General features: G+C 65.4%; 22 protein-coding genes. 14 read left to right on the top strand and 8 right to left on the bottom strand.

Features of this window, described 5'->3' with window-relative positions:
• The first annotated feature begins 23 nt into the window (after positions 1–23).
• The 6 genes from sdhA to A1351_RS00840 all read left to right on the top strand — a co-directional run bounded on the left by sdhA (position 24) and on the right by A1351_RS00840 (position 5044).
• Entirely contained in the window at positions 24–1853 is a 1830-nt protein-coding gene (gene sdhA / locus A1351_RS00815; protein WP_064031909.1) for a succinate dehydrogenase flavoprotein subunit, read from the top strand.
• Positions 1854–1886: 33 nt separating this feature from the next.
• Complete coding sequence (locus A1351_RS00820) at positions 1887–2120, top strand: hypothetical protein (protein ID WP_024880601.1); 234 nt, start codon at positions 1887–1889, stop codon at positions 2118–2120.
• On the top strand, positions 2117–2563 hold the full coding sequence (locus A1351_RS00825) for a type II toxin-antitoxin system VapC family toxin (RefSeq protein WP_198022772.1): 447 nt from the start codon (positions 2117–2119) through the stop codon (positions 2561–2563). Before A1351_RS00820 ends, A1351_RS00825 begins: the two co-directional genes overlap by 4 nt.
• Before the next feature lie 5 nt (positions 2564–2568).
• Entirely contained in the window at positions 2569–3354 is a 786-nt protein-coding gene (locus tag A1351_RS00830) for a succinate dehydrogenase iron-sulfur subunit (RefSeq protein WP_024880599.1), read from the top strand.
• Between the two features lie 136 nt (positions 3355–3490).
• Complete coding sequence (locus tag A1351_RS00835) at positions 3491–3850, top strand: hypothetical protein (protein ID WP_024880598.1); 360 nt, start codon at positions 3491–3493, stop codon at positions 3848–3850.
• A 159-nt stretch (positions 3851–4009) separates the two neighbouring features.
• Positions 4010–5044 (top strand): aspartate-semialdehyde dehydrogenase, encoded by a 1035-nt coding sequence (locus A1351_RS00840; protein WP_024880597.1) that lies wholly within the window; start codon positions 4010–4012, stop codon positions 5042–5044.
• On the opposite strand, the gene A1351_RS00845 is transcribed toward A1351_RS00840, so the two are convergent.
• A complete protein-coding gene (locus tag A1351_RS00845; RefSeq protein WP_024880596.1) occupies positions 5019–6761 on the bottom strand; it encodes a SulP family inorganic anion transporter in 1743 nt (580 codons plus the stop codon). The two genes, A1351_RS00840 and A1351_RS00845, sit on opposite strands and share 26 nt — an antisense overlap.
• A gap of 136 nt (positions 6762–6897) precedes the next feature.
• Between A1351_RS00845 and A1351_RS00850 the strand changes: the two genes are divergently transcribed.
• A complete protein-coding gene (locus A1351_RS00850) occupies positions 6898–7191 on the top strand; it encodes a hypothetical protein (RefSeq protein WP_024880595.1) in 294 nt (97 codons plus the stop codon).
• Positions 7192–7201: 10 nt separating this feature from the next.
• A complete protein-coding gene (locus tag A1351_RS00855) occupies positions 7202–7885 on the top strand; it encodes a nucleotidyl transferase AbiEii/AbiGii toxin family protein (RefSeq protein WP_024880594.1) in 684 nt (227 codons plus the stop codon).
• 47 nt (positions 7886–7932) lie between these two features.
• On the opposite strand, the gene A1351_RS00860 is transcribed toward A1351_RS00855, so the two are convergent.
• The 4 genes from A1351_RS00860 to A1351_RS00875 all read right to left on the bottom strand — a co-directional run bounded on the left by A1351_RS00860 (position 7933) and on the right by A1351_RS00875 (position 12194).
• Positions 7933–10212: a TonB-dependent receptor domain-containing protein gene (locus A1351_RS00860; protein WP_064031910.1), complete on the bottom strand. Its 2280-nt coding sequence runs from the start codon at positions 10210–10212 to the stop codon at positions 7933–7935.
• A gap of 74 nt (positions 10213–10286) precedes the next feature.
• Complete coding sequence (locus tag A1351_RS00865; RefSeq protein WP_024880592.1) at positions 10287–10694, bottom strand: hypothetical protein; 408 nt, start codon at positions 10692–10694, stop codon at positions 10287–10289.
• 133 nt (positions 10695–10827) lie between these two features.
• On the bottom strand, positions 10828–11724 hold the full coding sequence (locus A1351_RS00870) for an alpha/beta fold hydrolase (protein ID WP_064031911.1): 897 nt from the start codon (positions 11722–11724) through the stop codon (positions 10828–10830).
• Positions 11721–12194: a copper uptake system-associated protein gene (locus tag A1351_RS00875; RefSeq protein ID WP_064031912.1), complete on the bottom strand. Its 474-nt coding sequence runs from the start codon at positions 12192–12194 to the stop codon at positions 11721–11723. The genes A1351_RS00870 and A1351_RS00875 overlap by 4 nt, the downstream gene beginning before the upstream one ends.
• A gap of 176 nt (positions 12195–12370) precedes the next feature.
• Here A1351_RS00875 and A1351_RS00880 point away from each other — a divergent pair, with 176 nt between their 5' ends.
• From A1351_RS00880 to phbB, 3 genes are all read left to right on the top strand, one after another.
• Positions 12371–12904 carry a TetR/AcrR family transcriptional regulator gene (locus A1351_RS00880; RefSeq protein WP_064031913.1) on the top strand — a complete coding sequence of 178 codons (534 nt, stop codon included), beginning with the start codon at positions 12371–12373 and terminating at the stop codon, positions 12902–12904.
• Positions 12905–13015: 111 nt separating this feature from the next.
• Positions 13016–14191 carry an acetyl-CoA C-acetyltransferase gene (locus A1351_RS00885; RefSeq protein ID WP_024880588.1) on the top strand — a complete coding sequence of 392 codons (1176 nt, stop codon included), beginning with the start codon at positions 13016–13018 and terminating at the stop codon, positions 14189–14191.
• Positions 14192–14260: 69 nt separating this feature from the next.
• Complete coding sequence (gene phbB / locus A1351_RS00890; protein ID WP_026599038.1) at positions 14261–14986, top strand: acetoacetyl-CoA reductase; 726 nt, start codon at positions 14261–14263, stop codon at positions 14984–14986.
• Positions 14987–15203: 217 nt separating this feature from the next.
• On the opposite strand, the gene A1351_RS00895 is transcribed toward phbB, so the two are convergent.
• The 3 genes from A1351_RS00895 to A1351_RS00905 all read right to left on the bottom strand — a co-directional run bounded on the left by A1351_RS00895 (position 15204) and on the right by A1351_RS00905 (position 20785).
• Complete coding sequence (locus A1351_RS00895; RefSeq protein ID WP_245291546.1) at positions 15204–17321, bottom strand: PAS domain S-box protein; 2118 nt, start codon at positions 17319–17321, stop codon at positions 15204–15206.
• 189 nt (positions 17322–17510) lie between these two features.
• Positions 17511–19577 (bottom strand): elongation factor G, encoded by a 2067-nt coding sequence (locus A1351_RS00900; protein WP_064031914.1) that lies wholly within the window; start codon positions 19575–19577, stop codon positions 17511–17513.
• 134 nt (positions 19578–19711) lie between these two features.
• The gene (locus A1351_RS00905; RefSeq protein WP_064031925.1) at positions 19712–20785 is read right to left on the bottom strand and encodes a DUF2332 domain-containing protein; all 1074 of its coding nucleotides are present in this window, start codon (positions 20783–20785) and stop codon (positions 19712–19714) included.
• Between the two features lie 194 nt (positions 20786–20979).
• Between A1351_RS00905 and A1351_RS00910 the strand changes: the two genes are divergently transcribed.
• The 3 genes from A1351_RS00910 to rdgB all read left to right on the top strand — a co-directional run bounded on the left by A1351_RS00910 (position 20980) and on the right by rdgB (position 23121).
• A complete protein-coding gene (locus A1351_RS00910; RefSeq protein ID WP_083966992.1) occupies positions 20980–21690 on the top strand; it encodes a superoxide dismutase in 711 nt (236 codons plus the stop codon).
• Between the two features lie 94 nt (positions 21691–21784).
• Entirely contained in the window at positions 21785–22498 is a 714-nt protein-coding gene (gene rph, locus A1351_RS00915; RefSeq protein WP_024880582.1) for a ribonuclease PH, read from the top strand.
• Positions 22495–23121 (top strand): RdgB/HAM1 family non-canonical purine NTP pyrophosphatase, encoded by a 627-nt coding sequence (rdgB, locus tag A1351_RS00920; protein ID WP_024880581.1) that lies wholly within the window; start codon positions 22495–22497, stop codon positions 23119–23121. Before rph ends, rdgB begins: the two co-directional genes overlap by 4 nt.
• Positions 23122–23447 lie beyond the last annotated feature (326 nt).

The following is a 23447-nucleotide window of genomic DNA, read 5'->3' on the forward strand; positions in this document are numbered from 1 at the left end:
CTCTTTATCGACGAGGATTGGGAATGGCTGCGAACGGCAAGACGACGGTGAATATCGGGGGCAGGGCCTATCCGATCGTCGATCATACATTCGACGTCGTCGTCGTCGGCGCCGGCGGCGCGGGACTGCGCGCCGTCGTCGGCTGCGCCAAGGCGGGGCTGAAGGCCGCTTGCATCACCAAAGTATTTCCGACGCGTTCGCATACGGTCGCAGCGCAGGGCGGCGTCGCCGCGGCGCTGGCCAATATGGGGCCGGACGATTGGAAATGGCACATGTACGACACCGTCAAGGGCTCCGACTGGCTCGGAGACCAGGACGCGATCGAATATCTCTGCCGCAACGCTCCGCAGGCCGTCTATGAGCTCGAGCATTGGGGCGTGCCCTTCTCGCGCACCGAGGATGGACGCATCTATCAGCGGCCCTTCGGCGGCATGACGACGGATTACGGCAGAGGCCCGCCGGCGCAGCGCACTTGCGCCGCCGCCGACCGCACCGGCCATGCGATGCTGCATACGCTCTACGGGCAGGCGCTGCGTCACGACACGGAATTCTTCGTCGAATATTTCGCCATCGACCTCATCGTCGATGCAGAGGGCGCCGTGCGCGGCGTCGTGTGCCTCAAGCTCGACGACGGCACGATCCATCGTTTCCGCGCCGCGCTCACCGTGCTGGCGACGGGCGGCTATGGCCGCACCTATCTCTCCGCGACGTCGGCGCATACTTGCACGGGCGATGGCGGCGGCATGGCGCTGCGCGCCGGCCTGCCGTTGCAGGATATGGAATTCGTGCAATTCCATCCGACCGGCATTTATGGCGCGGGCTGTCTCATCACCGAGGGCGCGCGCGGCGAGGGCGGATATCTCACCAATAGCGAAGGCGAGCGCTTCATGGAGCGCTATGCGCCGTCAGTGAAGGATCTCGCGCCGCGCGACATGGTCTCGCGCGCGATGACGGTGGAGATTCGCGAGGGCCGTGGCGTCGGCAAATTGAAGGATCACATCCATCTGCATCTCGAGCATTTGGACCCTGCGATCCTGCACGAGCGCCTGCCTGGCATTTCCGAGAGCGCGAAAATTTTCGCCGGCGTCGATGTGACGCGCGAGCCCATTCCGGTGCTGCCGACCGTGCATTACAACATGGGCGGCATACCGACGAATTTTCACGGCGAGGCGCTGCGCCGCGTCGGCGACAATCCCGATGTGGTGGTGCCGGGCCTGATGGCGATCGGCGAAGCGGCTTGCGTCTCGGTGCATGGCGCCAATCGTCTCGGCTCCAATTCGCTGGTCGATCTCGTGGTCTTCGGCCGCGCCGCCGGCCAGCGCGCCGCCGAGCTGGTGAAGCCCGGCCAGACGCAGCCGGAATTGCCCGCCGATTCCGCCGAGCTCGCTCTGTCGCGTCTCGATGCGCGGCGTTTCGCTTCCGGCTCGATCGCGACCGCCGATCTGCGGCTCGAGATGCAGCGCGTGATGCAATCGCATTGCGCCGTCTATCGCGCCGGCGAGGTGCTGGAGGAGGGATCGCAAGCGATCCATGCGGTGTGGAAGAAGAGCGACGACGTCAAGGTTTCGGACCGCTCGCTGATCTGGAACTCCGATCTCGTCGAGACGCTGGAATATGACAATCTCATCGTGCAGGCGGTGGTGACGATGGATTCGGCGAAGAACCGCACCGAATCCCGCGGCGCTCACGCCCGCGAGGATTTTCCGAACCGCGACGACGCCGATTGGATGAAGCACACGCTCTCCACGGTCGACGAGGCGGGCAAGAGCGTCGCGATCGATTATCGCCCGGTGCACAGCTACACGCTGTCCAATGAGGTGGCTTATATAGAGCCGAAGGCGCGGGTTTATTGAGGGCGGGGTAGGGCTTGGTCGAGGAAGAGCTGCATGAGCGCGATCACCATCCAAACCATCAGGGCTGAAACGATCGCCCGTATCGAGGAGCTCGCCGTGCTCCATCATCGCACCGTCGAAGAGGAGGCTGCGGCAATTCTCGAGACGGCGGTCTCGGATCGCGCGGCGCGCCTCGCGGCGATCGATCGTATCGCCGCCATGACTCCGAAAGGCGTAGCCCAGAGCGACAGCACCACTATCATCCGGGAGGCGCGCGACCAGTGGTGATCATCGACGCGAGCGTGGCGGTAAAATGGTATGTCGTCGAAACTCAGCACGCGCAGGCGCGCGAGATTTTAGCGGCGGACAATGAGCTGCTCGCTGCGCCGGATTTGATTCTCACCGAGGTCGCGAACACGCTTCGGCGAAAAGTCACGGAAGGAACAGTTACGAGAGAGCAGGCGTTCGAAGCATTGGAAGACCTTCCGCGCTGCTTTTCTCTGCTCGTGCCGTCCCGCGCAAGTTGGCGCGCCGCTTTTGATTTGGCCCTAAATCTCGGTCATCCCTTTCCTGATTGCGTGTATCTCGCCTGCGCCACTATGAACGATGCGAGATTGGTGACCGACGACCGCAAATTTCTGGAAAAGGCCGCCGCAAACGGGCACAAGAGCCGTATCGTCCTCCTCGCGGATTGGAAACCGCGAATGGCCGGCGGCGAGAATGCGAGCTGAAGACAATGGTCGAATTCGTCCTTCCCAAATCCTCCCGCCCCGTCGAGGGCAAGGTCTGGCCGAAACCCGAGGGCGCGAGCCGGGTGAGGGAGTTCCGCATCTATCGCTTCGACCCGGACGAGGCGTCGAACCCGCGCGTGGACACCTATTACGTCGATCTCGACGATTGCGGGCCGATGGTTCTGGACGCGATCATCTGGATCAAGAACAAGATCGATCCGACGCTGACCTTCCGCCGCTCCTGCCGCGAGGGCATTTGCGGCTCCTGCGCGATGAATATCGATGGGCTCAACACGCTCGCCTGCACCAAGGGCATGGATGAGATCGAGGGGACGATAAAGCTCTATCCGCTGCCGCATATGCCGGTGGTGAAGGATCTCGTGCCCGATCTCAGCGATTTCTACGCCCAGCACGCCGCTATCGAGCCCTGGCTGCAGACGGTGACGCCGGAGCCGGAGAAGGAATGGCTGCAGGCGCCGGACGATCGCCGCAAGCTGGACGGGCTCTATGAGTGCATCCTCTGCGCCTGCTGCTCCACCTCCTGCCCCAGCTATTGGTGGAATTCCGATCGCTTTCTCGGCCCGGCGGCGCTGCTGCAGGCCTATCGCTGGGTGGTGGACAGCCGCGACGAGTCGACAGCCGAGCGCGTCGCCTATGTCGATGACGCTTTCCGCCTCTATCGCTGCCACACGATTCTGAACTGCTCCAACGCCTGTCCGAAGAGCCTGCTGCCGGGGACGGCGATCGCCGAGCTGAAAAATCTGGCGATCGCGCAGACGACCGGCGAATGACGAAAGTCGTGGGAAGCGGAGCAGGCGCCGTAATGGCGCCTGCTTCTGTGCGCAATCTTCGCCACGGGATCGCCGGAACTTGTCTTTTTTCCGGCCTGGGAGCATTTTGGAGCCCGATGCTCGAGGAGTAGCCGCCATGCGATCGCGCCCACTTCTTTTGGTCGCCGCTATTTTCGCCTTTTCGTCCGCGTTGCCGCTGTCCGCGGGAGCGGAGGATGCGCTCGACCCCAGCCGGCTGGACACGTCCGCCGCCGGGGCCGTCAAGGCGAAGCCGAAGAAAAACAAACAGCAGCAGCAGACGACGGCTGGTCAGCCAGCCGCGCCCGGCAAGCCGCCGGCCAAGGTCGAGAACCGCCAATTCGGCGAGCTCGAGGGCTGGTCGCCGGGCAAATCCCCGCCCAAGAAAAAAGACAAAGAGGACGAAGGCTCGCGTTTCGGCAAGGCGCCGGTGAGCATGGGCAATAATGGCAATATGTCGGTCGGTATGCCCTTCTGAGCCCGTCGGCCTCGGCGTGATCGCCGTGGCCATGCTGTGAGATCGATGCGAAGCCGCTCCGTGGCCCAGACGGCCTACGGGGTCGCTTCGCTATTCTCGTCCATACCCTCGACAAAAGGCGCGCCCGTCGCCATAAGCGGGCAAAAGGAGTGCGCATCCATGGGTTACAAGGTCGCCGTCGCGGGCGCCACGGGCAATGTGGGCCGCGAGATGCTCGACATTCTGGCGGAGCGCCGCTTTCCGGTCTCGGAAGTGGTCGCGCTGGCTTCGTCCCGGTCCATTGGGACGGAAGTGTCGTTCGGCGACAAGATTCTCAAATGCCGCCATCTCGACACTTATGATTTCTCCGACACCGACATCTGCCTCATGTCGGCGGGCGGAGACGTCGCGCGCGAATGGGCGCCGCGCATCGGCGCCAAGGGCTGCGTCGTCATCGACAATAGCTCCGCCTGGCGCATGGACCCGGATGTGCCGCTGGTGGTGCCGGAGGTCAACGCCGACGCCGCGGCTGGCTTCACGAAAAAGCACATCATCGCCAATCCCAATTGCTCCACGGCGCAGCTCGTCGTCGCGCTGAAGCCGCTGCACGACGCTGCCAAGATCAAGCGCGTCGTCGTCTCGACCTATCAATCCGTCTCGGGCGCGGGCAAGGAGGGCATGGACGAGCTGTTCTCGCAGACGCGCTCCGTCTTCGTCTCCGATCCGATGGAATCGAAGAAATTCCCCAAGCGCATCGCCTTCAACCTCATTCCGCAGATCGACGTCTTCATGGAGGACGGCTTCACCAAGGAAGAGTGGAAGATGGTGGTGGAGACGAAGAAGATTTTGGACCCAAAGATCAAGCTCGTCGCCACTTGCGTGCGCGTGCCGGTGTTCATCGGCCATAGCGAGGCGATCAATATCGAGTTCGAGAATCCGCTGTCGCCGGACGAGGCGCGCGACATTCTGCGCGAGGCGCCTGGCGTGCTCGTCATCGATAAGCACGAGCCCGGCGGCTACATCACGCCGCACGAGGCGGCGGGGGAAGACGCGACCTATATCTCGCGCATTCGCGACGATCCGACCGTCGAGAACGGCCTCGTTCTGTGGTGTGTCTCGGACAATCTGCGCAAGGGCGCGGCGCTGAATGCGGTGCAGATCGCGGAAGTGCTGGTGAACCGCAAGCTCATCACGCCGAAGCAGAAGGCGGCCTGAAGGCGCGGCTCTTGCGCGCGACGAGAGTGGGAGCCGTGATCTTCGAGGCGACGGCGTCGGGCGCGAGCGTCCGCGTCGCCTCGTCGACGCTGCGAAACAAGCGCCCTTCGCCGAGCGTTTTCATCACGCCGAAGCGCGTCAGCGCCTCATGCGCGCGCACCGATTCGAGTCGCGCTATGGCGAAATCCGCGCCCGCCGCGCGGCAATCCTCGATCGCCTGCCGCAATATGCGCGCCGCCGTATAATCGATCTCGACGATATTGCTCGCCTCCAGCACGACGAGCTTCGGCTTTTCCTCTATCGCCTCGCGCAAATCGCTCTGGAAACCATAGGCGTTGAGAAAAGACAGCGGCGCCTGAAAGGCCGTGACCAGCACGCCCTCGAGGCGCTCGCCATAAGGCTCAGCTCCGCTGGATGCGCAAGGCCACCACACCGAGCTTCCCGGCAGGCGCGCGAAAGTGATGAGGCGCGAGCGCGTCGTCGTCCAGACGCCATGCAGCAGCGAGGCGAGAATGGAGAGCGACACGCCATTCTGCACCGGCAGCGCGACGACGGCCGCCATGGTCAGCGCGACGAGCGCGAATTCGCCGCGCGTCTTCGCAAAAATGTCGCGCATCACATGCAGCCGGAAAATGCGCGCCGCGATGAACATCAATACGCCGGCGAGCGCGGCGTTGGGCACATGCTCGAGTAGCGAGGCGCCGAACAGCAGCAGAGCCGAGATGACCAGCGCCGCGACGATCGACGAGAGCTGCGAGCGCCCGCCCGTCGCCGTAACGATCGCCGTGCGCGGCGGCGAGGCGTCGACGGCGAAAGCGCCGACGAGGCCTGCCATTACACAGCCGGCGCCGACGCCGAGATAGTCGCGATCGACATCCGGCGCGCGGCCTTCCTCATTTGGAAATGAGCGCGAGGTCGCCGCCGTCTGCACCATGATCACCATGGCGATGATGATGGCGAGACCGACGATTTGCGGAATATCTGCGGGTGCGATCTCGGGAAAGCGCGGATGCGGAAATTCCGTCGAGACCTTGCCGAGCACAGCGACGCCGCGCTCCTCGAGATGAAAATAGCGCACCGCGAAAGCGGCGCCCGCCAGAGCGATCAGCGCGGCCGGCAGCTTGGGGCTGATCTTCTCGCCGATGATAATGGTCGCGAGCGAGCCGAGACCGATGGCGATGGCCGCGGGATTCGCCTCACGCCAATGCTTCGCCATTTCGGCGACGCGATAGAATTCGCTGCCCTCGACGCTCGGCAGGCCCAGCAGCGCGGGAAGCTGCGAGATCAAAATGTGAATCGAGATGCCGGCGAGAAAGCCCGTCGTTACCGGAACGGAGAGGAGATCGGCGATCCAGCCGGCGCGCAGCAGAAAGCCGAGAATGAGAATGCCGCCGACCAGCAGAGCGAGGAAGGAGGCGAGCGCCATGAATTGCGGCGAGCCGCGCGTCGCCAGCAGCGCCAGAGCGCCGGCGAAGATCGGCGCGATCGTCGAATCCGCGCCGGAGGAGAGGAAGCGGTTGGAGCCGAAAGCCGCGAAGGCGAGCGAGCCGGCGAGAAAAGCGAAAAAGCCGATCTGCGGCGGAAAGCCCGCGAGCCGCGCCGTCGCCATTTGCTCGGGTATGGCGATGGCGGCCAGCGTCAGCCCAGCTGCGACGTCGTAGCGCAGCATGGCCTGCGGCAGCGAAGGGAAGAACGGCCAGGAGCGTTGCTGCGGCATGGGGCGTGATCCGAGGTGAGCCTGTCGCAAATCTAGGGCGTGACGCTCGGTCTGTCATCGAGCAGCGGCGCCGCCGATGCTGACATCGCGCAGTCCTGATGCTAGCTTTTCTGCGACGCCGAAAGGATTTTCGAAAATGGGCGCGACAGAGCGAGTCGATGCGACGCTTCGTCTGGCGGCGAAATATGTTTGGGGCACGCCGCCGGAGATCGTCGTCTCGAGCGGCTTGCGAGGCCTCGTCGTGAATGTGATGGAGCTCGGCGTCTGGGAGGACGCCAATGAGCTGCTCGAGCTGATCGGGCCAGAGCTGTTCGTCGATGTGCTCGAATCGCCGCCGCCGGGCGCGATCTCCAGCCGATCGCTGGCGTTCTGGCATTATCGATTGGGCCGGCCGGGCGCGCCGCCGAAAGCGCGCAAGAGATTCGCGTGATGGAGCGCCAATGCTGACGCCTCTGCTCGACGCGCTGCCCGCGCCGCAACGTGGTCTCTGGCCACTGCTCGCACGGATACCACGCCATTATGCGCTCTACGGCGGCACCGCGATCGCGCTTCGTCTCGGGCATCGCACGTCGGTCGATTTCGATTTTTTCTCCGACGTTCCGCTCGACGATGACGCCAAGGGCGCGCTTCTCGCAGTGCTGCAGAAACTCGGCAGGGTTTCCGTGCTGCAAAACGAGAGGAATACATTGACCGTGAGCGTTTCACGGGACGACGAGCCGGTGAAACTGTCTTTCTTCGGCGGGATGTCGAACGGCCGTGTGGGCGAGCCCGAAAAGACCGCCGACGACGTCCTATGCGTCGCTTCCCTCGACGATCTGCTCGCCCATAAGCTGAAAGTGATTCACGATCGCGCAGAGGGAAAAGACTATCAGGACATTGCCGCTATGCTGGCGATAGGTCAGAGCCTCGCGCATGGCCTCGCCGCCGTCAAATCCTTGTTCGGTCCGGCTGTTCCCGCGATGATTACCTTGAAAGCTTTGTCGTATTTCGATGATGTGAATGAGTCGTGGCGCGTGACCGAAGATGTGAAGACAACGATTTCCTCCGCCATCGAACAGCTTTCTGCGCAATGGAGTGAGGCGCCGATCGTGTCGCATGCGCTCGGTTGCGCTCGCGCCGATTAGAGGGATGCGCGAAGCGATCCCGCGGGATCGCTTCGCGGCAATGACGTTCAAAACGCCCATTTCATCCCGGCGTAGACCGCGCGGCCATAGCCCGGATAAAAGGCGGCCGGGTTCGACGCACGCGCGTCGATGATCGTCGTCACATCGCTGATGTAGTGGCGATCGGCGAGATTGCGCGCATCGATATAGAAGGTGAGCCCATAGGGCAGCTTCATGCCCGCCTGAACGCCGAGCAGCACATAGCCGGGCGTCTGCAGCGTGTGCATGTAATCGACGTAAGAACCTTCCGGAACCCAATCGATCGAGGGCGCGACATAGAGCCCGTCGGGCCGGCTGTAGGCGAGCGTCGTGCGCAGCACATGGCGCGGAACGCCGGCCAGCGGATTGTTTCCGTAATTGGCGTCGCCAACGAAACGGAAGTCGCTCCATGTCCAGACTTGGCTCAGCTTCAGCACATCATCGGGCGCGGTGATGTTACGCCACAGATCGACGCTGGCGGCGAGCTCGACGCCCTGATGCATGGTGCGCTTGGCGTTGAAGGTCGTCGCCGGCACGCCCGCGCCGGGATTGGCGCTGAACTTCAGCAGCTCGTCCTGCAGCTCAGTGTGGTAGAAAGTCACGTCCCAGGAGAAGCGATCCCATTTGCCGCGCGAGCCGATCTCGCCCGTCCAGGCCTTTTGCGATGCGAGCGGCGTGAAGGAGGCGCCGGGCGTCGGCGGAAAGAAGCCCTGCGTCAGATCGATGAAATCGGGAACGTCGCGGCTGCCGGTCATATCGGCGAAGAATTGAATCTCCGGCGTCGGCTGGAACATCAGCCCGACCTTGGGAACGACGCCGCGATAATTCTTTTCCGTGTGATTGGCGAGCGGCTCATAGGGAATGCCGCCGATCACGGAATAGCGCCGATCGTCGCTGAAGATTTTTGCGCCGAACATCAGAGCGAGCTGCGGCGCGATATAGAAGCGATCCTCGAAATAGGCCTCGAGATTGAGCGCCGCCATGCGATTGTTGCGGATCTGCGCGCTCAGCCCCGGATTGATGAAGGTTCCGCAAAAGCCGAAGCAGGAGCCCGCGGCGCCGAATTGCGCGAGGCCGTTGAAGGAATAGGGCGGGAAGGAATAGGCCGCATTGGCGAAATTCGCCGGTATCGCGCCATAGGGATTGAACTTCGCGCCATTGTAATTGGAATACCAATTGTCGGTGGAGCCGCCGCCCCAGACGCGCCCGCCGACGGTCAGCTCGTTTTTGTGGCCGGCGATCTCGAATTTCGTCGTGAGCTTCGGAGCGAAGCCCCAGCTCTCGCCCTCCTGCTCGATCACGACGAAGATCGGATGATAGAGGTAATTGTGGATGAACCAGCTGTCGACGTCGATGCGGCCTATGTCGGTCTCGAATGTCGTCTTGTTGGAGATGCGCTGGTTGCGGACATTGCGCGCCTGATCGGCGCCGAAACCATCCGCGCCGAAGCCGGCGATATAGGGCAGCGTCGCGAGCGTCGGATTGCTGCGCGCATTGTTCAGCGTCAGCGTGCCGGGCAATTGCTGATTTGTGTCATAGACGCCGAAATAGAAGCGCGTCTCGATATTATTGGAGAAGCGATAGCCGAGATTGCCGTTGATCTGCACATAGTCGGATTGCGAATGGGTGCGGAACCCGTCCGAATGCGAGAAGGTTCCGTTGACGAGGAAATCGAAGTCGCCGATGACGCGCGACACCTGCGCCTGTCCGCGAATGGAGCCGAAGCTGCCGCCGTCGATCGCGAGCATATTGGGCGCGAGCGCCGTGCGCGCGGTGGGGGAGACGAAATTGATCGCGCCGCCCAATGTCGAGGAGCCGAAGGAGAGCGCGTTGCCGCCCTTATAGACCTCGATCGAGCGGAAATATTTGGGGTCGATCTCGTAGAAATCGCCGCCGCCGTCGGCATAGTTCATCGGTATGCCGTCCTGCAGCAGCTCGAAGCCGCGCAGATGATAATCGCGCGTGAGGTTCGAGCCGCGCATGGAGAGGCGCAGCTCTTGCCCGTAGCGCGTATCGACGAAGACGCCGGGAACGTCCTTCAGCGCGTCGCGCAGATCGGCGATATGGCGCGTCTGCATTTCCGGCGAGGCGGCGTCGACGAAAGCGACCGAGCCGACAGTCTGCTCGATGCGGCGCTTTTGCTCCGCGACCGAGGGAGCGGTGAGCGAGCCCGTCTGCGGCGCCGCATTGGCGGAGCGCGCATCGGAGCCGATGTCGATCGGCGGCAGCGCCGATTGCGCAAAGGCTGCGGGAGCCGCGAGAAGAAGCGCGCCGGCGGCGACGCCGCGCGAAAGAAGGCTGCGATACATAGAGTTTCTCCTGAGACGGCGTCGCGCCGTTCGAAGCCAAGTCGGAACGCGGCTTTCGCCGCATGGCGTTGCTGTCAGGAGAAAAGCGGCGGCGCCCGTGACGACCAGGATGTCGTCCAGCCGATCGGCGCAGGTCTTGGGCGATCTGCGGTCGCGCGGATCGGCGTCGCATGCGCGTCGGCGCCCAGAGCCGTGACGATGAAGGAGCCGATGACGGCGACGCCGTCGCGCAGGCTCCATTCGCAGAGCAGGCAGCAATGCGAATGCGCGCCTTCGCCGGCGGGCGCCTGGCGATGGTCCTGCGTCGCGCAATCGGGCGCGGCGAGCGCGATTTCCGCCCGCGCATTCGTCGCGTGGGCGAAAGGCGCCGCGGCGAACAGCAATTGCAGCAGCAGCGGAAGAACGGCGAGGATCGTCGCGAGCGCGTGCGAGCGGCGCGCCGCTCCTCGGCCTGCTTCGATCATCCGCTTCGCCTGGTTCATTCGCCTCTCGCGCCGCGCGAACCGTCGCTCGGTTCCGCTTTCGTTTTCTTGGTAACTGACCAATAGTCGTGAGGCAAGCCGAAGCGGCCGCCCGCTACGGAGATTTCTGAGGGTTGTGACCTCGAGGACACAGTCAGGCGCGTCCGAGGCGCAGGCCGGCGGCGAAGGAATCGATCGCTGCGGCGACGACATCCGGACGATCGACGGCGACGAAATGGCGGGCCTCGCGCAAGAGCAGGACCGAGGCTTTCGGCGCCTTGGCGAGAAGATTGGCGTAAAAGGCCGATATCTCTTCTTCGCTGCGGCCGGCGAGGTAGGAATCGGTCGCCGCCAGAGCGAGCAGAGGCGCGTCGAGCCGCGTGAGTTCCGGCCGCAGATCGGCCGACAGCATCTCGATGACATAAGCGGCGGTCGCGGCGGGATCGCTACGAGCGGCGCGCTCCGCGAAACGCTCGGCCTGCCGCGAATCGTTCATGCGCGCGGCGAGAAAGCCGCGCAGCGTCTCTCGAAAGCGGGCAGGATCGCCGGCGCCGACGGCAAATTGCGCGGCGAGGCGCTGCGCTGTGCCTGCGCGCTCCTCGGCCGTCGCGCCGGCGAGGGCGGGGAAGACTGGGTAGCCGTCCAGAGTGACAACTCCGCCGAACAGATCGGGATGCGCCGCCGCGGTCTTCAGCGCGATGAAGGCGCCGAGGCTATGGCCGACGAGGAGCGGCCGCTTCAGACGGCGCTCGGCCACATAGGCGGCGATATCGGCGCAAATGCGCGGGATCATCGGCGCCTCGATCGGCGGGCGGCCGTCGAAGCCCGGCAGCGTCAGAGCGTGAATCGAAAAGCGCGGGGAAAGCCGGCGGGCGATCTCCTCCAGCGCCCAGGCGCCGCAGGCGAGGCCTGGGATCAGCACAAGTGGCTCGCCGGCGCCGCTCTGCTCTATAGAGAGAACGCCGAATTGCGTCGCGGCGCCGGCGAGAGCGGGCGCTGCGGCGAGAAGGCTCGTTCCGGCGAGCAGCGCGCGTCGGCTGAGCGACGTCATGGAATCGGGCGATGATGCGGGTCGAGCGGCGTATGGCCGCCGGCGGCGTCCACGGCGACCACGCCGTCGAATCGCGACATGCGCTCGAGCAGGGCGGGGGAGAGCCGGCGCTCCGCCGTCGCCAGCGAAGCGGCCAGCGCCTCGGCGCGGGGCCGCGCGAGGCCGAGCTTTTCGAGCGAGGCGCTCTGCTTCAGCGCGTCGCCGGCGCAGAGCGAAATCTCCCATTTGCCGTCCTTGCGGCGCAGCAGCGCGCGGCCGCCTTGCTCGCCCTGCGCCCAATCGGCGATGGCGATGTCGCCGTCGATGACGATCGGCTCGACGGCGAGCGGCGAGTCGGGACGGTCGAAGGTCTGCATGAGGAGATGTTTTACGGCTGCTTCGTCATCGCCGGCCGCCGCGACGGCGACGTTCGCGCCGAGGAGGAGAGAAAAAAGCGCCGCGCCGCATCCGGCTCTCCGAAAAAAACTCATCTCGCCCCCCATTTCGATCGTCGAAAATTATTGGTAAGTTACCAAGCCAAGTTTGGCAAGCGTCCCACGACGAAAGCTCGGCCCCATGCGAAAGGGATGGCGAGGGCGCGCCGCCGCATTGCCCAGACGAGCAGGTTTTTGGTAGGGAGCCGGCATCGGGCTCGGAAAGATCGGCAGTGACGGCGGAAATCAGCGTCAGACAGCGGATATTGAACGCCGCGCTCGATATCGTCGAAAAGGACGGCGTCGAGGCGCTGACCCAGCCGCGCGTCGCCAAGGCCGCGGGCGTGCGGCAGTCGCATCTCACTTATTATTTCCCGCGTAAGGCCGATCTCTTCGTCGCTCTGCTGCAGGCCTCGCATGATCGCGCCGAGCGCGCGGGCGCCGCCGAGGAGGCCGACGAGCTGTTCGACACGCTGCGCAATCTCATGCTCGGACGCGGGCGGATGCGCTTCTTTCTCGCCATCGTTCTGGGCGCGAGCGAGGAGGAAGAGCTGCGACCCGTCCTCGCCGCCCATGCGCAGGGGTTGACGCGCCGCGTCGCCGCCTATTTCGGGCGAGAGGCGGATGATCCTGCGGCGGTCGGCTTCGTCGATCGGCTGCGTGGTCTCGGCTTGCGGGCGCTGCTCGAGCCCGGCCTCGCAGAGATCGAGACGGGTGAATTGGAGCGGCTCGCCGCCGAATTCGGCCTCCGCCGCCCGAAGAATTGACGCGCCGCGTCAACGATGCCCGCGTCCGGCGCTTGACGAGCCGCGACTCAAAATGCTCAACGTGCGCGAGCGGCGTCCGCCGGCGCCAGCCCGACCAATCAGGAGAACGATATGACGACGGAGATCGTGATCGTTTCCGCGGCGCGCACTGCTGTGGGATCGTTCAACGGAGCTTTCGGTTCAACGCCCGCCCATGAATTGGGCGCGGTCGCTGTCAAGGCCGCTATCGAGCGCGCCAAATTGGAGGCCGCCGACGTCGACGAGGTGATCCTGGGTCAGGTCCTCGGCGCGGCGCAGGGACAGAACCCCGCGCGTCAGGCCGCCATCAAGGCGGGCGTGCCGCAGGACAAGACCGCTTTCGGCATTAATCAGGTGTGCGGCTCGGGCCTGCGCGCCGTGGCGCTCGCCGCTCAGCAGATTCAGGCGGGCGACGCGAGCATCATCGTCGCCGGCGGCCAGGAGTCCATGTCGCTGTCGCAGCATTCCGCTCACATGCGCGCCGGCACCAAGATGGGCGATGTGAAGTTCGTCGACACGATGATCGTCGACGGCCTCACCGACGCCTTCAACAATTACCACATGGGCATCACGGCGGAGAATGTCGCGGCCAAGTGGCAGATCAGCCGCGCCGAGCAGGACGCTTTCGCCGTCGCCTCGCAGAACAAGGCCGAGGCGGCGCAGAAGGCCGGCAAGTTCAAGGACGAGATCGTCCCCTTCACCGTCTCCTCCCGCAAGGGCGATGTGATCGTCGATCAGGACGAATACATCAAGCATGGCGTGACGCTCGAGGGCGTCGCCAAGCTGAAGCCGGCCTTCACCAAGGACGGCACGGTGACGGCGGCCAACGCTTCCGGCCTCAATGACGGCGCGGCGGCGCTCGTCATCATGACGGCGGCGGAAGCGGCCAAGCGCGGCCTCACGCCGCTCGCCCGCATCGCCTCCTGGGCGACCGCCGGCGTCGATCCGTCGCTCATGGGCTCCGGCCCGATCCCGGCCTCGCGCAAGGCGCTGGAGAAGGCCGGCTGGAAGATCTCCGACCTCGATCTCATCGAGGCCAATGAGGCTTTCGCCGCGCAGGCTCTGGCCGTGAACAAGGATCTCGGCTGGGATCCGGCGATCGTCAACGTCAACGGCGGCGCCATCGCCATCGGCCATCCGATCGGCGCCTCGGGCGCGCGCATTCTGACGACGCTGCTCTATGAGCTCGGACGCCGCGGCGGCAAGCGCGGCCTCGCCACGCTCTGCATCGGCGGCGGCATGGGCGTCGCCCTGACGATCGAGCGCTAAATATAAAAGGACCGCGCGCCTGAGAGGCTCGCGGTCCAATTCTTTGAAAATTCGATGAAGGAGGACGAGGTGGGCAGAACAGCGGTTGTGACGGGCGGCACGCGCGGCATCGGCGAAGCGATTTCCAAGGCGTTGAAGGCTGCGGGCTATAATGTCGCCGCGACCTACGCCGGCAATGACGAGGCGGCGAACAAGTTCAAGGCGGAGACCGGCATTCCGGTCTATAAGTTCGACGTGTCGGACTATGACGCCAGCGCCGCCGCCATTGCGCAGATCGAGAAGGATCTGGGCGGGGTCGATGTGCTCGTGAACAACGCCGGCATCACCAAGGACCGTCTGTTCCACAAGATGGAGCTGGCGCAATGGCGCGCGGTGATCGACACCAACCTCAACTCGCTGTTCAACGTCACCCGCCCTGTCATCAACGGCATGCGTGACCGTGGCTTCGGCCGCATCATCGTCATCTCGTCGATCAATGGCCAGAAGGGCCAGGCCGGTCAGACGAACTATTCCGCCTCCAAGGCCGGCGACATCGGCTTCGTCAAGGCGCTGGCGCAGGAGAGCGCCTCCAAGGGCATCACCGTCAACGCCATCGCGCCCGGCTATATCGCCACGGAGATGGTGAAGGCCGTGCCGCAGGACGTGCTCGACAAGCACATCATCCCCTATATCGCCGTCGGCCGCCTCGGCGAGCCGGAGGAGATCGCGCGCGCCGTGGTGTTCCTCGCTTCGGACGACGCCGGCTTCATCACCGGCTCGACGCTGACCATCAATGGCGGCCAGTATCTGGCCTGACGGGAGCGCTCGGGCGCGCCTCGAGATCGCTTCGCGCCATATTCGTCTTCTTCCTTCTCCCCGCGCGGGGAGAAGGCGAGGATGAGGGGCTCGGGGCGTTTTCCGTCTGTGAGAGCCGCGGATCGCCGCCCTAGAGCGCGTTCCGATCGAACGGTATCGTTCGATCGATCAGAATTCGCTCCCGGTTCAATCTGAACCGGAATCACTCTAGCGCCGATCACTCGTCCGCCGGCTCCTCCAGCCGATCATCGACTAGCGGCAGAGTGAAGCTCAGACGCGCGCCGCCGCCGGGGTTCTGCTCCGCCCACAGCTTCCCGTAATGCGCCTCCACGATCGCGCGCGAGACCGCGAGGCCGACGCCGAGCGCGTGCTTCTTCGTCGAGGTGAAGGGCTCGAACAGCTCATCCGCCACTTCATCGGCGAGGCCCGCGCCCGTGTCCACGATATCGACGCGGATCATGCCGCTCTCGTCGATTCGGGTCGAGATGACGAGCTCGCGCTTCTCGGAGCCCTGCATGGCCTCCAGCGCATTGCGCTTCAGATTGACCAGCACCTGCCGAATCTGCACGCGATCGACGATCACCGCGTCATCCTCCGCCGCGAGATCGAGCGTGGTGACGACCTTGACATGGTTGCGCGCCATATCGGTGAAGGCGCAGGCGTCGCGGATGATGTCGTGCAGCCTCTGCAGCGTCTTGTCCGGCTCGGCGCGCGTCACGAAGCCGCGCAAATGGCTGATGATCTGCGCCGCGCGCGTCACTTGGGCGACGGCGCTGTCGAGAATCGGCTCGAGATCGGCGGTCGCGGTCTCGGCGCGTCGCAGCACGCGGCGTGCGGCGCTGAGATAGGTGGAGATCGCCGAGAGCGGCTGATTGATCTCATGGGCGACATTCGCCGCCATTTGCGCCATCAGATCGAGCCGGTCGGCGCGCAGCTTGCGCATCTGCGCCTCCGCCCGGCGGCGGTCGGTGAGATCGCGCAGGAACAGCACGAGCAGCCGCTCGCCGTCATGCGCCGCCTCGCTGACGGAGAGCTCCAGCGGAAACAGCGAGCCATCCTTGCGGCGGCCGATGCGCTCGGGCTCCGCCTCGGCGGGCGCGGCCCCGTCGGCGCCCAGCGTCGCGAAACGAGGGTCGTGGAACGGCTCCGGAAATAGAATATCGACCGGGCGTCCGATCGCCTCCGCCGCCTCATGGCCAAAGAGCCGCGTCGCCGCGGAATTCACGGCGTGAATGACGCCCTCGCCGTCGATGATGACGATCGCGTCGACCGCGCCTTCGACGATCGCGCGCAGACGCGCCTCGCTCGCGCGGCGTTCCTGCTCGGCGCGCGATCTCTCGCTGAGATCGCTGAGCATCACCGCATAGCCATAGAGATTGTCGGAGTCGTCGCGCAGCGGGGCGATCAGCTCCTCGGCGGGAAAGATCGAGCCGTCCCGGCGCCGGCGCGGCTCCTGGCGCTTGACGACGCTGCGCGCCACGAGAGCGCCGAGCTCCTCCTGCGTGTCGGATGAATGAAGGATCGACAGGCGGCGCCCCAAAATTTCATCGCGGCTCCAGCCGGTAATGCGTTCGGCCGCCTCGCTCCAGGCGACGATGCGCTCTTGCCGGTCCAGCGAGAAGATCGCCGAAGCCGGCGCGCCCTCGGCCAGCAGGCGGAAATGCTCTTCGCTCTGCCGCAGCGCCTTGCGCGCGCGCTCATAGTCGAGGCTCTTGATCGTCTTCCAGCGGCCGCCGCGGCGGATCAGCGCGAATTCGTGCCGGGCGATCACCTCGACGATCTCCGGCGCGCCGATCAGCCGCAGCGAATAGGAGCAGAGCGTCAGCATGCGCACGGAGCCGTGCAAGGCGGCGAGCCCGTTCTCATAGGTCATGAAGATCGACCAGTCCGTGGCGTCCACCTCGAAGGCGTTGCCGCTGGCGCGCAATCCGTCGAAACCGGCGCGCAGCGCCGAGTCATGGGCCGAGCGCCAATCGTCCAGCAGCCGGTTCTCGTCCAGCTGGCCGGCGCGAAGATACCATTCTTCCGGGGAGAGGATGTCGATGCGCCCCAGCGTGAGATCGGCCTCGAGATCGGGAACCAGCGTCGCCAGGCGCGTCTTGGCGGCGGCGACAGTCAGCGGCGGCGAGGCGACCCAGATGCAGCGCTCATTGGCCGCGAGACCGGCCGCGAAATAGGGCGCGACAATGTCGAGGAGATCGTCGACATCATCGAAGAACTGGCAGAAATGCGTGCCCCACGGCAAATCTCCTGCGCCCTCTATTCCCGAAGGGCGCGACAGCCGCTCGCTCCGCGACCGAAGAGTCACGAATTCCGTCGCGGTCTCAGCCTGCATTTATTCATTCCAGTATGGACCGCCGCTATCTCCGGTTTGCAGGGCGCGCCCGCTCGCCTTCGATCCGCCAATCGGATGGGACCAAATGCGAACATTGTCAAAATGAGACAATGTTTCGTCGTCACCTGTGCCGATCAAGAACCGCGCCACAGAGGACCCGTCCCGAAACGAGCCGAAGCTGCGCCATTCTCAATGGCTCGCAGCGCTGCGCGCGGCCACGACCTCATGCGCTTGCCGCCCGACCACCTCGGTCAGATGATCGAAGGCGGCCTCGAAAAATCCGGCGCCCGAGGTGGCCGAGCGCAGCTCGACGATGAGATCGCCGATCTCCGCCTCCGGAATGAGCGCGTCGAGCTCGTCCCAGCCTTCCCATCCCGGGCGCGGGCCAAAGCCCAATATTTGCCCACGCCGCGCCGAGACAATGCCTGTCGCGCGTGAGACCGCCTCGCTCGGCGCGAATATCGCCACGGAGAGCATGGGCTCGAGCAGAACCGGCTCGGCTCTGCCCAGCGCCTCGATCATGCCGATGCGCGCCGCCGTGCGGAAGGCCATGTCGGAGGAATCGACGCTATGATACGAGCCGTCGACCAGCACCGCCTCCACATCGACGACCGGAAAGCCGAGCGGCCCGCGCGCCAGCGCGTCCCGGCAGCCGGATTCGACCGAGGAAAAGTATTGTTTTGGCACAGTGCCGCCATGGACGCGCTCGGCGAAAGCGAAGCCTTCGCCACGTGCGCGCGGCGCCACCTCCAGCACCACATCGCCGAATTGCCCATGGCCGCCGGACTGCTTCTTGTGGCGGCCGCGCACGCTCACCGGATGGCGGATCGTCTCCTTATAGCCGATGGCGGGACCGTGCGTGGAGACGGTCACGCCATAGCGCGTCGCGAGGCGTTCCAAAGCGACACGAATATGCATCTCGCCCTGGCCGAGCAGCTTCATCTCGCCGAGCGCCTGATCATGCAGGAAGACGAGCGACGGATCCTCGTCGATGAGCTTGGCCAGAGCGGCGGCGAGGCGCATCTCGTCCTTGCGATCGCCGACCGACAGCGCCAGCGCATAGACGGGGCGCGGCGCGGCCAGCGGCGCCGGGGCGGGCGGCGCGCCGGCGCGCGCTTCCTGCAGAGCCTCGCCCGCTGCGACGCCGTCGAGCCGGCCGAAAGCCACGGTCTCGCCCGCTTCCGCTTTGGCCTGCCGCGTCGCCGTGGCGCCGAGCATGGAGGAGACGCCGCTGATCTTCTCCTCCGCGCCGGATGAGCCGATCACTGTCTGTCCGTCCGAGAAGGAGCCGCGCAGCACGCGCGCCAGCGACAGCTTGCCGCCATGCGGCGTATGGATGGAGCGGAACACATGGGCGAGGGCGGGGCCTGAATCGGCGACGCCGAGCCGGGCTCGTGTCGCGGCGACGCTCGGCGCCTCGTGGCGCAACGCTTTCAGCAGCCGCGTGACGCCGGCGCCGCGCTCCGCCGCGCCGATGAACACGGGCGCGACATGGCCGAAGCGCAGCTCCTTGGCGAGATCGTCGAAAATCTGGTCGCGCGGCGGCTCTATGTCGCTGAGCAATTCCTCCATTAGCGCGTCGTCGTAATCGGCGAGCCGCTCCAACATGGAATAGCGCGCCTCCTTCTCCAGCACGGCGTCGCCGTCGGGCATTGCGACGACCTCGGAGGGCGCGTGCTCGCGATAGACATAGGCGCGCTCCAGCGCGAGATCGATGAAGCCGACCGCAATGCCATTGTTCCAAAGCGGGATTTGCCGCAACAGCAGCGGTGTGCGCGAGGCTGATTGCAGCAGGGCGAGCGAGTCGCGCAGATTGCCTGTGGCGGAGTCGATCTTGTTGAGGAACAGAAAATGCGGAACGCGCGCCTCCTCCACCGCGCGCAGCACGAGCTGCAAGGCGGGCAGCTTGCGCGGATCGGATTCGGCGACGACGATCGCGGCGTCGGCCACGGCGAGGACGCGGCGTTGCTCATGGGTGAATTCGACCGAGCCGGGACAATCGACGAAAGTGTAGCGATCGCCGAGATAGTCGGCGCGGCCGATGTTGCATTCGACGCTCATCGCATGGGCGCGCGCTTCTGGAGAGGCGTCGCCGACGGTGGAGCCGTCGCGCACCAGCCCTTGCCGCTGCACGGCTCCGCAGCGCGCGAGCAGGCACTCGAAAAGGCTGGTCTTGCCGCTCTGAAAAGGGCCGACAAGCGCGATCAGTCGCGCGCCTTCGGCTCGCGCCGCGCCGGACGTTCTCGTTTCACTCATGTCCTGCTCCCGTTCCCGGCGCCGGCGAGTGGAAACCTTGTCGGCTCCGTCGAGGTTGATGCTCCCACCACATGGGTCGGCGCGCAAGCGATGAAAAGCGCTGCGGCGCCGGATGGATGCGAGCTGGGCGAAAGCTATGCGGCGGGATGCGGGACGGCGCCGCTCCACTCGATCCAGCGCCCATGAAAATCCGCGCGGCCGAGCGCAAAGCTCTCGCCGTCCGGCCAGAGCGTCAGCGTGAGCGCGGCGGAGCGCGTGTCGCCGTCGGCCTCCATTTGTAGCCGCGCGAGCGGCGTCTCGCGGCTCGCTGCGGCGCCTGCGGCTTCGAGAGCGGCGGTGGCGCGGCGCTTGGTCTCGAGCGGCAAATATTGCCAGACGACCGAGTGATAGACGAAGCGCGTGACATTGGGGTGAGGTGGAGCGGCGAGTCGCGCGGCGAGCCAATCGCCGGCGTCGGCGCGCTCGACGCGCTCGCGATGCAGAGCGGCGAGAGCGAGCGCGGTCTCCATGCGCGTTAGACGTGCGTTCTGATCCGGCCAGACATAGGCGAGCAGCCGCGCGCGATGCGCGGCGTCGCCGGGATCGAGCGGATCGACATCGCAGCCGGCGCGCGCGACGATCTGCAACGGCGCATCGAGCGAAGGCGCCGCGCCGCGCCAGTCGCAGGAGAGGCGAAGACGCGCGGAAGGATCACCGAAAGCGCCGACGCCGAGATCATAGGCATAACGATCGAAATGCAGATTGAGCCCGGCGCTGGCGCCGATCTCGAATGTCTCCAGCGGCAGGCCCGTCGCCGCGGCGACGATCAGCGCGCCGCCTAGAATAACGCTGGAGCGGCCCGATTCATTGGTCTGCGGCGGACGATCGAGAAAGCCCGCGAGAAAATCATCATGCGCCTCTATTGCGGATGCGACCTCGCGCGCGAGCCGCGCTTCGTCGAGCGCATGGGGCGGGTAAACGGCGGCGAGCGCGCGCGCCTTGCCTGATCGCGCCAGAAAATGCAGCGCGCCGCAAGCGCGCAGCGCCAGCGCATCGGCCTTGGCGCGCGGACCCCAGGCGCAAATCCTGCGGCCGAAGGCGCTGCTCTCGTCGAGCCCGGCGGCGAGCGTCTCGCAGAGCGCGGCGGTGAAGGGCGAGGCGAGATCGCGGCATGCCTTCGCTTGGAAGGAAAAGGCGTCGGCGATCTCATCGGGCAGGCGTTTCGTCATTTCTCCCAGGCCTCCATAGGCGATTTTCGTAATCCGGCGCGGCCGCGAGAAATCGGTCGTTCCTGCGCTCAATTATGCGATAATTCACTTTGAGACGATCTCCCCCTCCGTTCGCGAAGCGGCTGAATGTCATTCGGAGCAAATTCGCTCCGGCGCGCGGAGAATGAAAGATCGTCGGTTCGAGGAGGCTGAGCGTGACTCGGGATTTTCATCGCAGACAATTTCTGGGCGCAGCGGCGACGACCGGGGCCGCACTGGCCGCCGGCGCGGCGCGCGCCGAGGAGAAAGCCGCCGTCGTGAAGCGCGCCGCCGTCGTCCATCAGCCGAAGCCGATGGCCTTCGATCCCCAGCGCGTCGAAGGAATGTCGGAGAAGATCCTCGTCTCGCATTACGAAAATAATTACATCGGCGCAGTGAGGCGTTTGAATGCGATCCTCGATCAGCTCTCTGGCGTCGATTTCGACAAAGCCCCCGGATTTCAGATCAACGGGCTGAAGCGCGAAGAGCTGATCGCCGCCAACTCTATGATCCTGCACGAGGTCTATTTCGCCGGGCTCGGCGCCTCCGGCAAGCCGGGGGCGGCGCTCGCCGCGGCGCTCGACCGCGATTTCGGCTCCTTCGACCGCTGGCGCGCCGAATTCGTCGCCATGGGAAAGGCGCTCGGCGGCGGCTCCGGCTGGGTGGTTCTGTCCTATGACAAGCATGGCGGGCGGCTGGTCAACAGCTGGGCGAACGATCATACGCAATGTCTGGCGGGCGGCGATCCGATCTTCGTGCTCGACATGTTCGAGCACGCCTATCAGATGGATTTCGGCGCGAAAGCGGCCGATTACGTCAAGGTCGTCATGGCGGCGGCCGGCTGGTCCAACGCCGATCGTCTCTTCGAGAAATACAGCAGAGCCTGACCGGCGGGCCGGCGCGCGCGGGCTGCCCGTCCGCCCGGCTTCCACTGGCGGCCGAACCGCGTTACTAAGGCCGCTTCTCTAGCAAGGAGCCTTCATGCGGCCGAGCAAACGCGCGCCAGACGAAATGCGTCCCGTCAGTTTCGAACGGGGCGTCGCCCGCTACGCCGAGGGCTCGTGCCTCGTCAAATTCGGCAACACGCATGTCCTTTGCGCCGCGACGCTCGAGGACAAGCCGCCGCCGTGGCTGCGCGGGCAGGGGCGGGGCTGGGTGACGGCCGAATACGCCATGCTGCCGCGCGCCACCCATACGCGCACGCGCCGCGAGTCGACCTCCGGCAAGCCGTCCGGCCGCACGCAGGAGATTCAGCGTCTCATCGGCCGCTCGCTGCGCGCCGTCACCAATCTGCCGGCGCTGGGCGAGCGTCAGATCGTCGTCGATTGCGACGTCATCCAGGCGGACGGCGGCACGCGCACGGCCTCCATCACCGGCGCCTGGCTGGCGCTGCATGATTGCTTCCAATGGATGCGCTCGCGCTCCATCATCAAGGACAATCCGCTGCGCGACCATGTCGCCGCCATCTCCTGCGGCGTGTGCAATGGCGCTCCCGTGATCGACCTCGATTACACGGAGGACTCGACCGCCGAGACCGACGCCAATTTCGTCATCACCGGCTCGGGCGGGCTCGTCGAGGTGCAGGCGACGGCGGAAGTCGCCGTTTTCTCCGAGGATAATCTCGGCTCCATGCTGACGCTGGCGCGTGGCGGCATCGAGAAGCTCGTGCAAATGCAGAAGGCGGCGCTGGCGTGACGCGCAGAATCGAAGGTCGTCTCGTCATCGCGACGCATAATCCCGGCAAGCTCTGGGAGCTGCGCCAGCTCTTGGAGCCACATGGCGTCGACGCTGTCTCCGCCGGCGAACTCGGCGTCGCCGAGCCGGAGGAGACGGAGACGACCTTCTCCGGCAATGCGCTTTTGAAAGCGCGCGCCTCCTGCGCGGCGACCGGCCTGCCGGCTTTCGCCGACGACTCGGGTCTCTGCGTCGATGGGCTGGATGGCGCGCCGGGTGTCTATTCGGCGCGCTGGGGCGGCGATAATCGCGATTTTTCCTCCGCGATCCGCCGTGTCGAGCGCGAGCTGAATGAGCGCGGCGCGACGGCGCCTTTCGCCGCGCATTTCATCTGCGCGCTCGCCATCGTCTGGCCGGACGGACATGTGGAAGAGTTCGAGGGCCGCGTCGATGGCGTGCTGGTGTTTCCGCCACGCGGCGAGAAGGGTTTCGGCTATGATCCGATCTTCCTGCCGGACGGATTGGATCGCACCTTCGGCGAGATGATGTCGGCCGAAAAGCATGCGTTGCCGGGCGACGGCTCGCGCGCGCTGTCGCATCGGGCTCGCGCCTTTCAGGCTTTGGCGCGCGCCTGCCTCGCCTGACATGAGGAAAGCCCCTGGGCGCTGCGGCGGGCAGGGGCTTCGTGAAGGACGCGCGCGAGCTTTGCGCGCGTCAATGCTTCAGATGCGAGCCGCCGCTGCTCTTGCCGTGAGTTGGTTCTGGGCATGGAAGCCTCCGTTCGACGTCCGTCGCCGAAAACAACGGCGTCGATCCCAGGGCGATCGGGTGAAGGTCAATAATCCTCCCCCTCATGCTGAGGAGCGCCCGAAGGGCGCGTCTCGAAGCGCGATGGGGAGTTCCAGATGGCCGCGCATGAAGGTTCCCTCGTCCTTCGAGACGCCGCTTCGCGGCTCCTCAGGATGAGGAA

The sequence above is a fragment of the Methylosinus sp. R-45379 genome, assembly GCF_001644125.1.
Classification (GTDB): domain Bacteria; phylum Pseudomonadota; class Alphaproteobacteria; order Rhizobiales; family Beijerinckiaceae; genus Methylosinus.

Bases quoted from the DNA above. Each gene is read 5' to 3' on its own strand.
- A1351_RS00905 (WP_064031925.1), bottom strand. From the start codon at position 20,785: ATGACGAAACGCCTGCCCGATGAGATCGCCGACGCCTTTTCCTTCCAA.
- A1351_RS00820 (WP_024880601.1), top strand. From the start codon at position 1,887: ATGAGCGCGATCACCATCCAAACCATCAGGGCTGAAACGATCGCCCGT.
- A1351_RS00850 (WP_024880595.1), top strand. From the start codon at position 6,898: ATGGGCGCGACAGAGCGAGTCGATGCGACGCTTCGTCTGGCGGCGAAA.
- A1351_RS00860 (WP_064031910.1), bottom strand. From the start codon at position 10,212: ATGTATCGCAGCCTTCTTTCGCGCGGCGTCGCCGCCGGCGCGCTTCTT.
- A1351_RS00830 (WP_024880599.1), top strand. From the start codon at position 2,569: ATGGTCGAATTCGTCCTTCCCAAATCCTCCCGCCCCGTCGAGGGCAAG.
- sdhA (WP_064031909.1), top strand. From the start codon at position 24: ATGGCTGCGAACGGCAAGACGACGGTGAATATCGGGGGCAGGGCCTAT.
- A1351_RS00855 (WP_024880594.1), top strand. From the start codon at position 7,202: ATGCTGACGCCTCTGCTCGACGCGCTGCCCGCGCCGCAACGTGGTCTC.
- A1351_RS00870 (WP_064031911.1), bottom strand. From the start codon at position 11,724: ATGACGTCGCTCAGCCGACGCGCGCTGCTCGCCGGAACGAGCCTTCTC.
- A1351_RS00840 (WP_024880597.1), top strand. From the start codon at position 4,010: ATGGGTTACAAGGTCGCCGTCGCGGGCGCCACGGGCAATGTGGGCCGC.
- A1351_RS00875 (WP_064031912.1), bottom strand. From the start codon at position 12,194: ATGAGTTTTTTTCGGAGAGCCGGATGCGGCGCGGCGCTTTTTTCTCTC.
- A1351_RS00865 (WP_024880592.1), bottom strand. From the start codon at position 10,694: ATGAACCAGGCGAAGCGGATGATCGAAGCAGGCCGAGGAGCGGCGCGC.
- A1351_RS00845 (WP_024880596.1), bottom strand. From the start codon at position 6,761: ATGCCGCAGCAACGCTCCTGGCCGTTCTTCCCTTCGCTGCCGCAGGCC.
- A1351_RS00895 (WP_245291546.1), bottom strand. From the start codon at position 17,321: ATGCAGGCTGAGACCGCGACGGAATTCGTGACTCTTCGGTCGCGGAGC.
- rph (WP_024880582.1), top strand. From the start codon at position 21,785: ATGCGGCCGAGCAAACGCGCGCCAGACGAAATGCGTCCCGTCAGTTTC.
- A1351_RS00835 (WP_024880598.1), top strand. From the start codon at position 3,491: ATGCGATCGCGCCCACTTCTTTTGGTCGCCGCTATTTTCGCCTTTTCG.
- A1351_RS00900 (WP_064031914.1), bottom strand. From the start codon at position 19,577: ATGAGTGAAACGAGAACGTCCGGCGCGGCGCGAGCCGAAGGCGCGCGA.
- A1351_RS00885 (WP_024880588.1), top strand. From the start codon at position 13,016: ATGACGACGGAGATCGTGATCGTTTCCGCGGCGCGCACTGCTGTGGGA.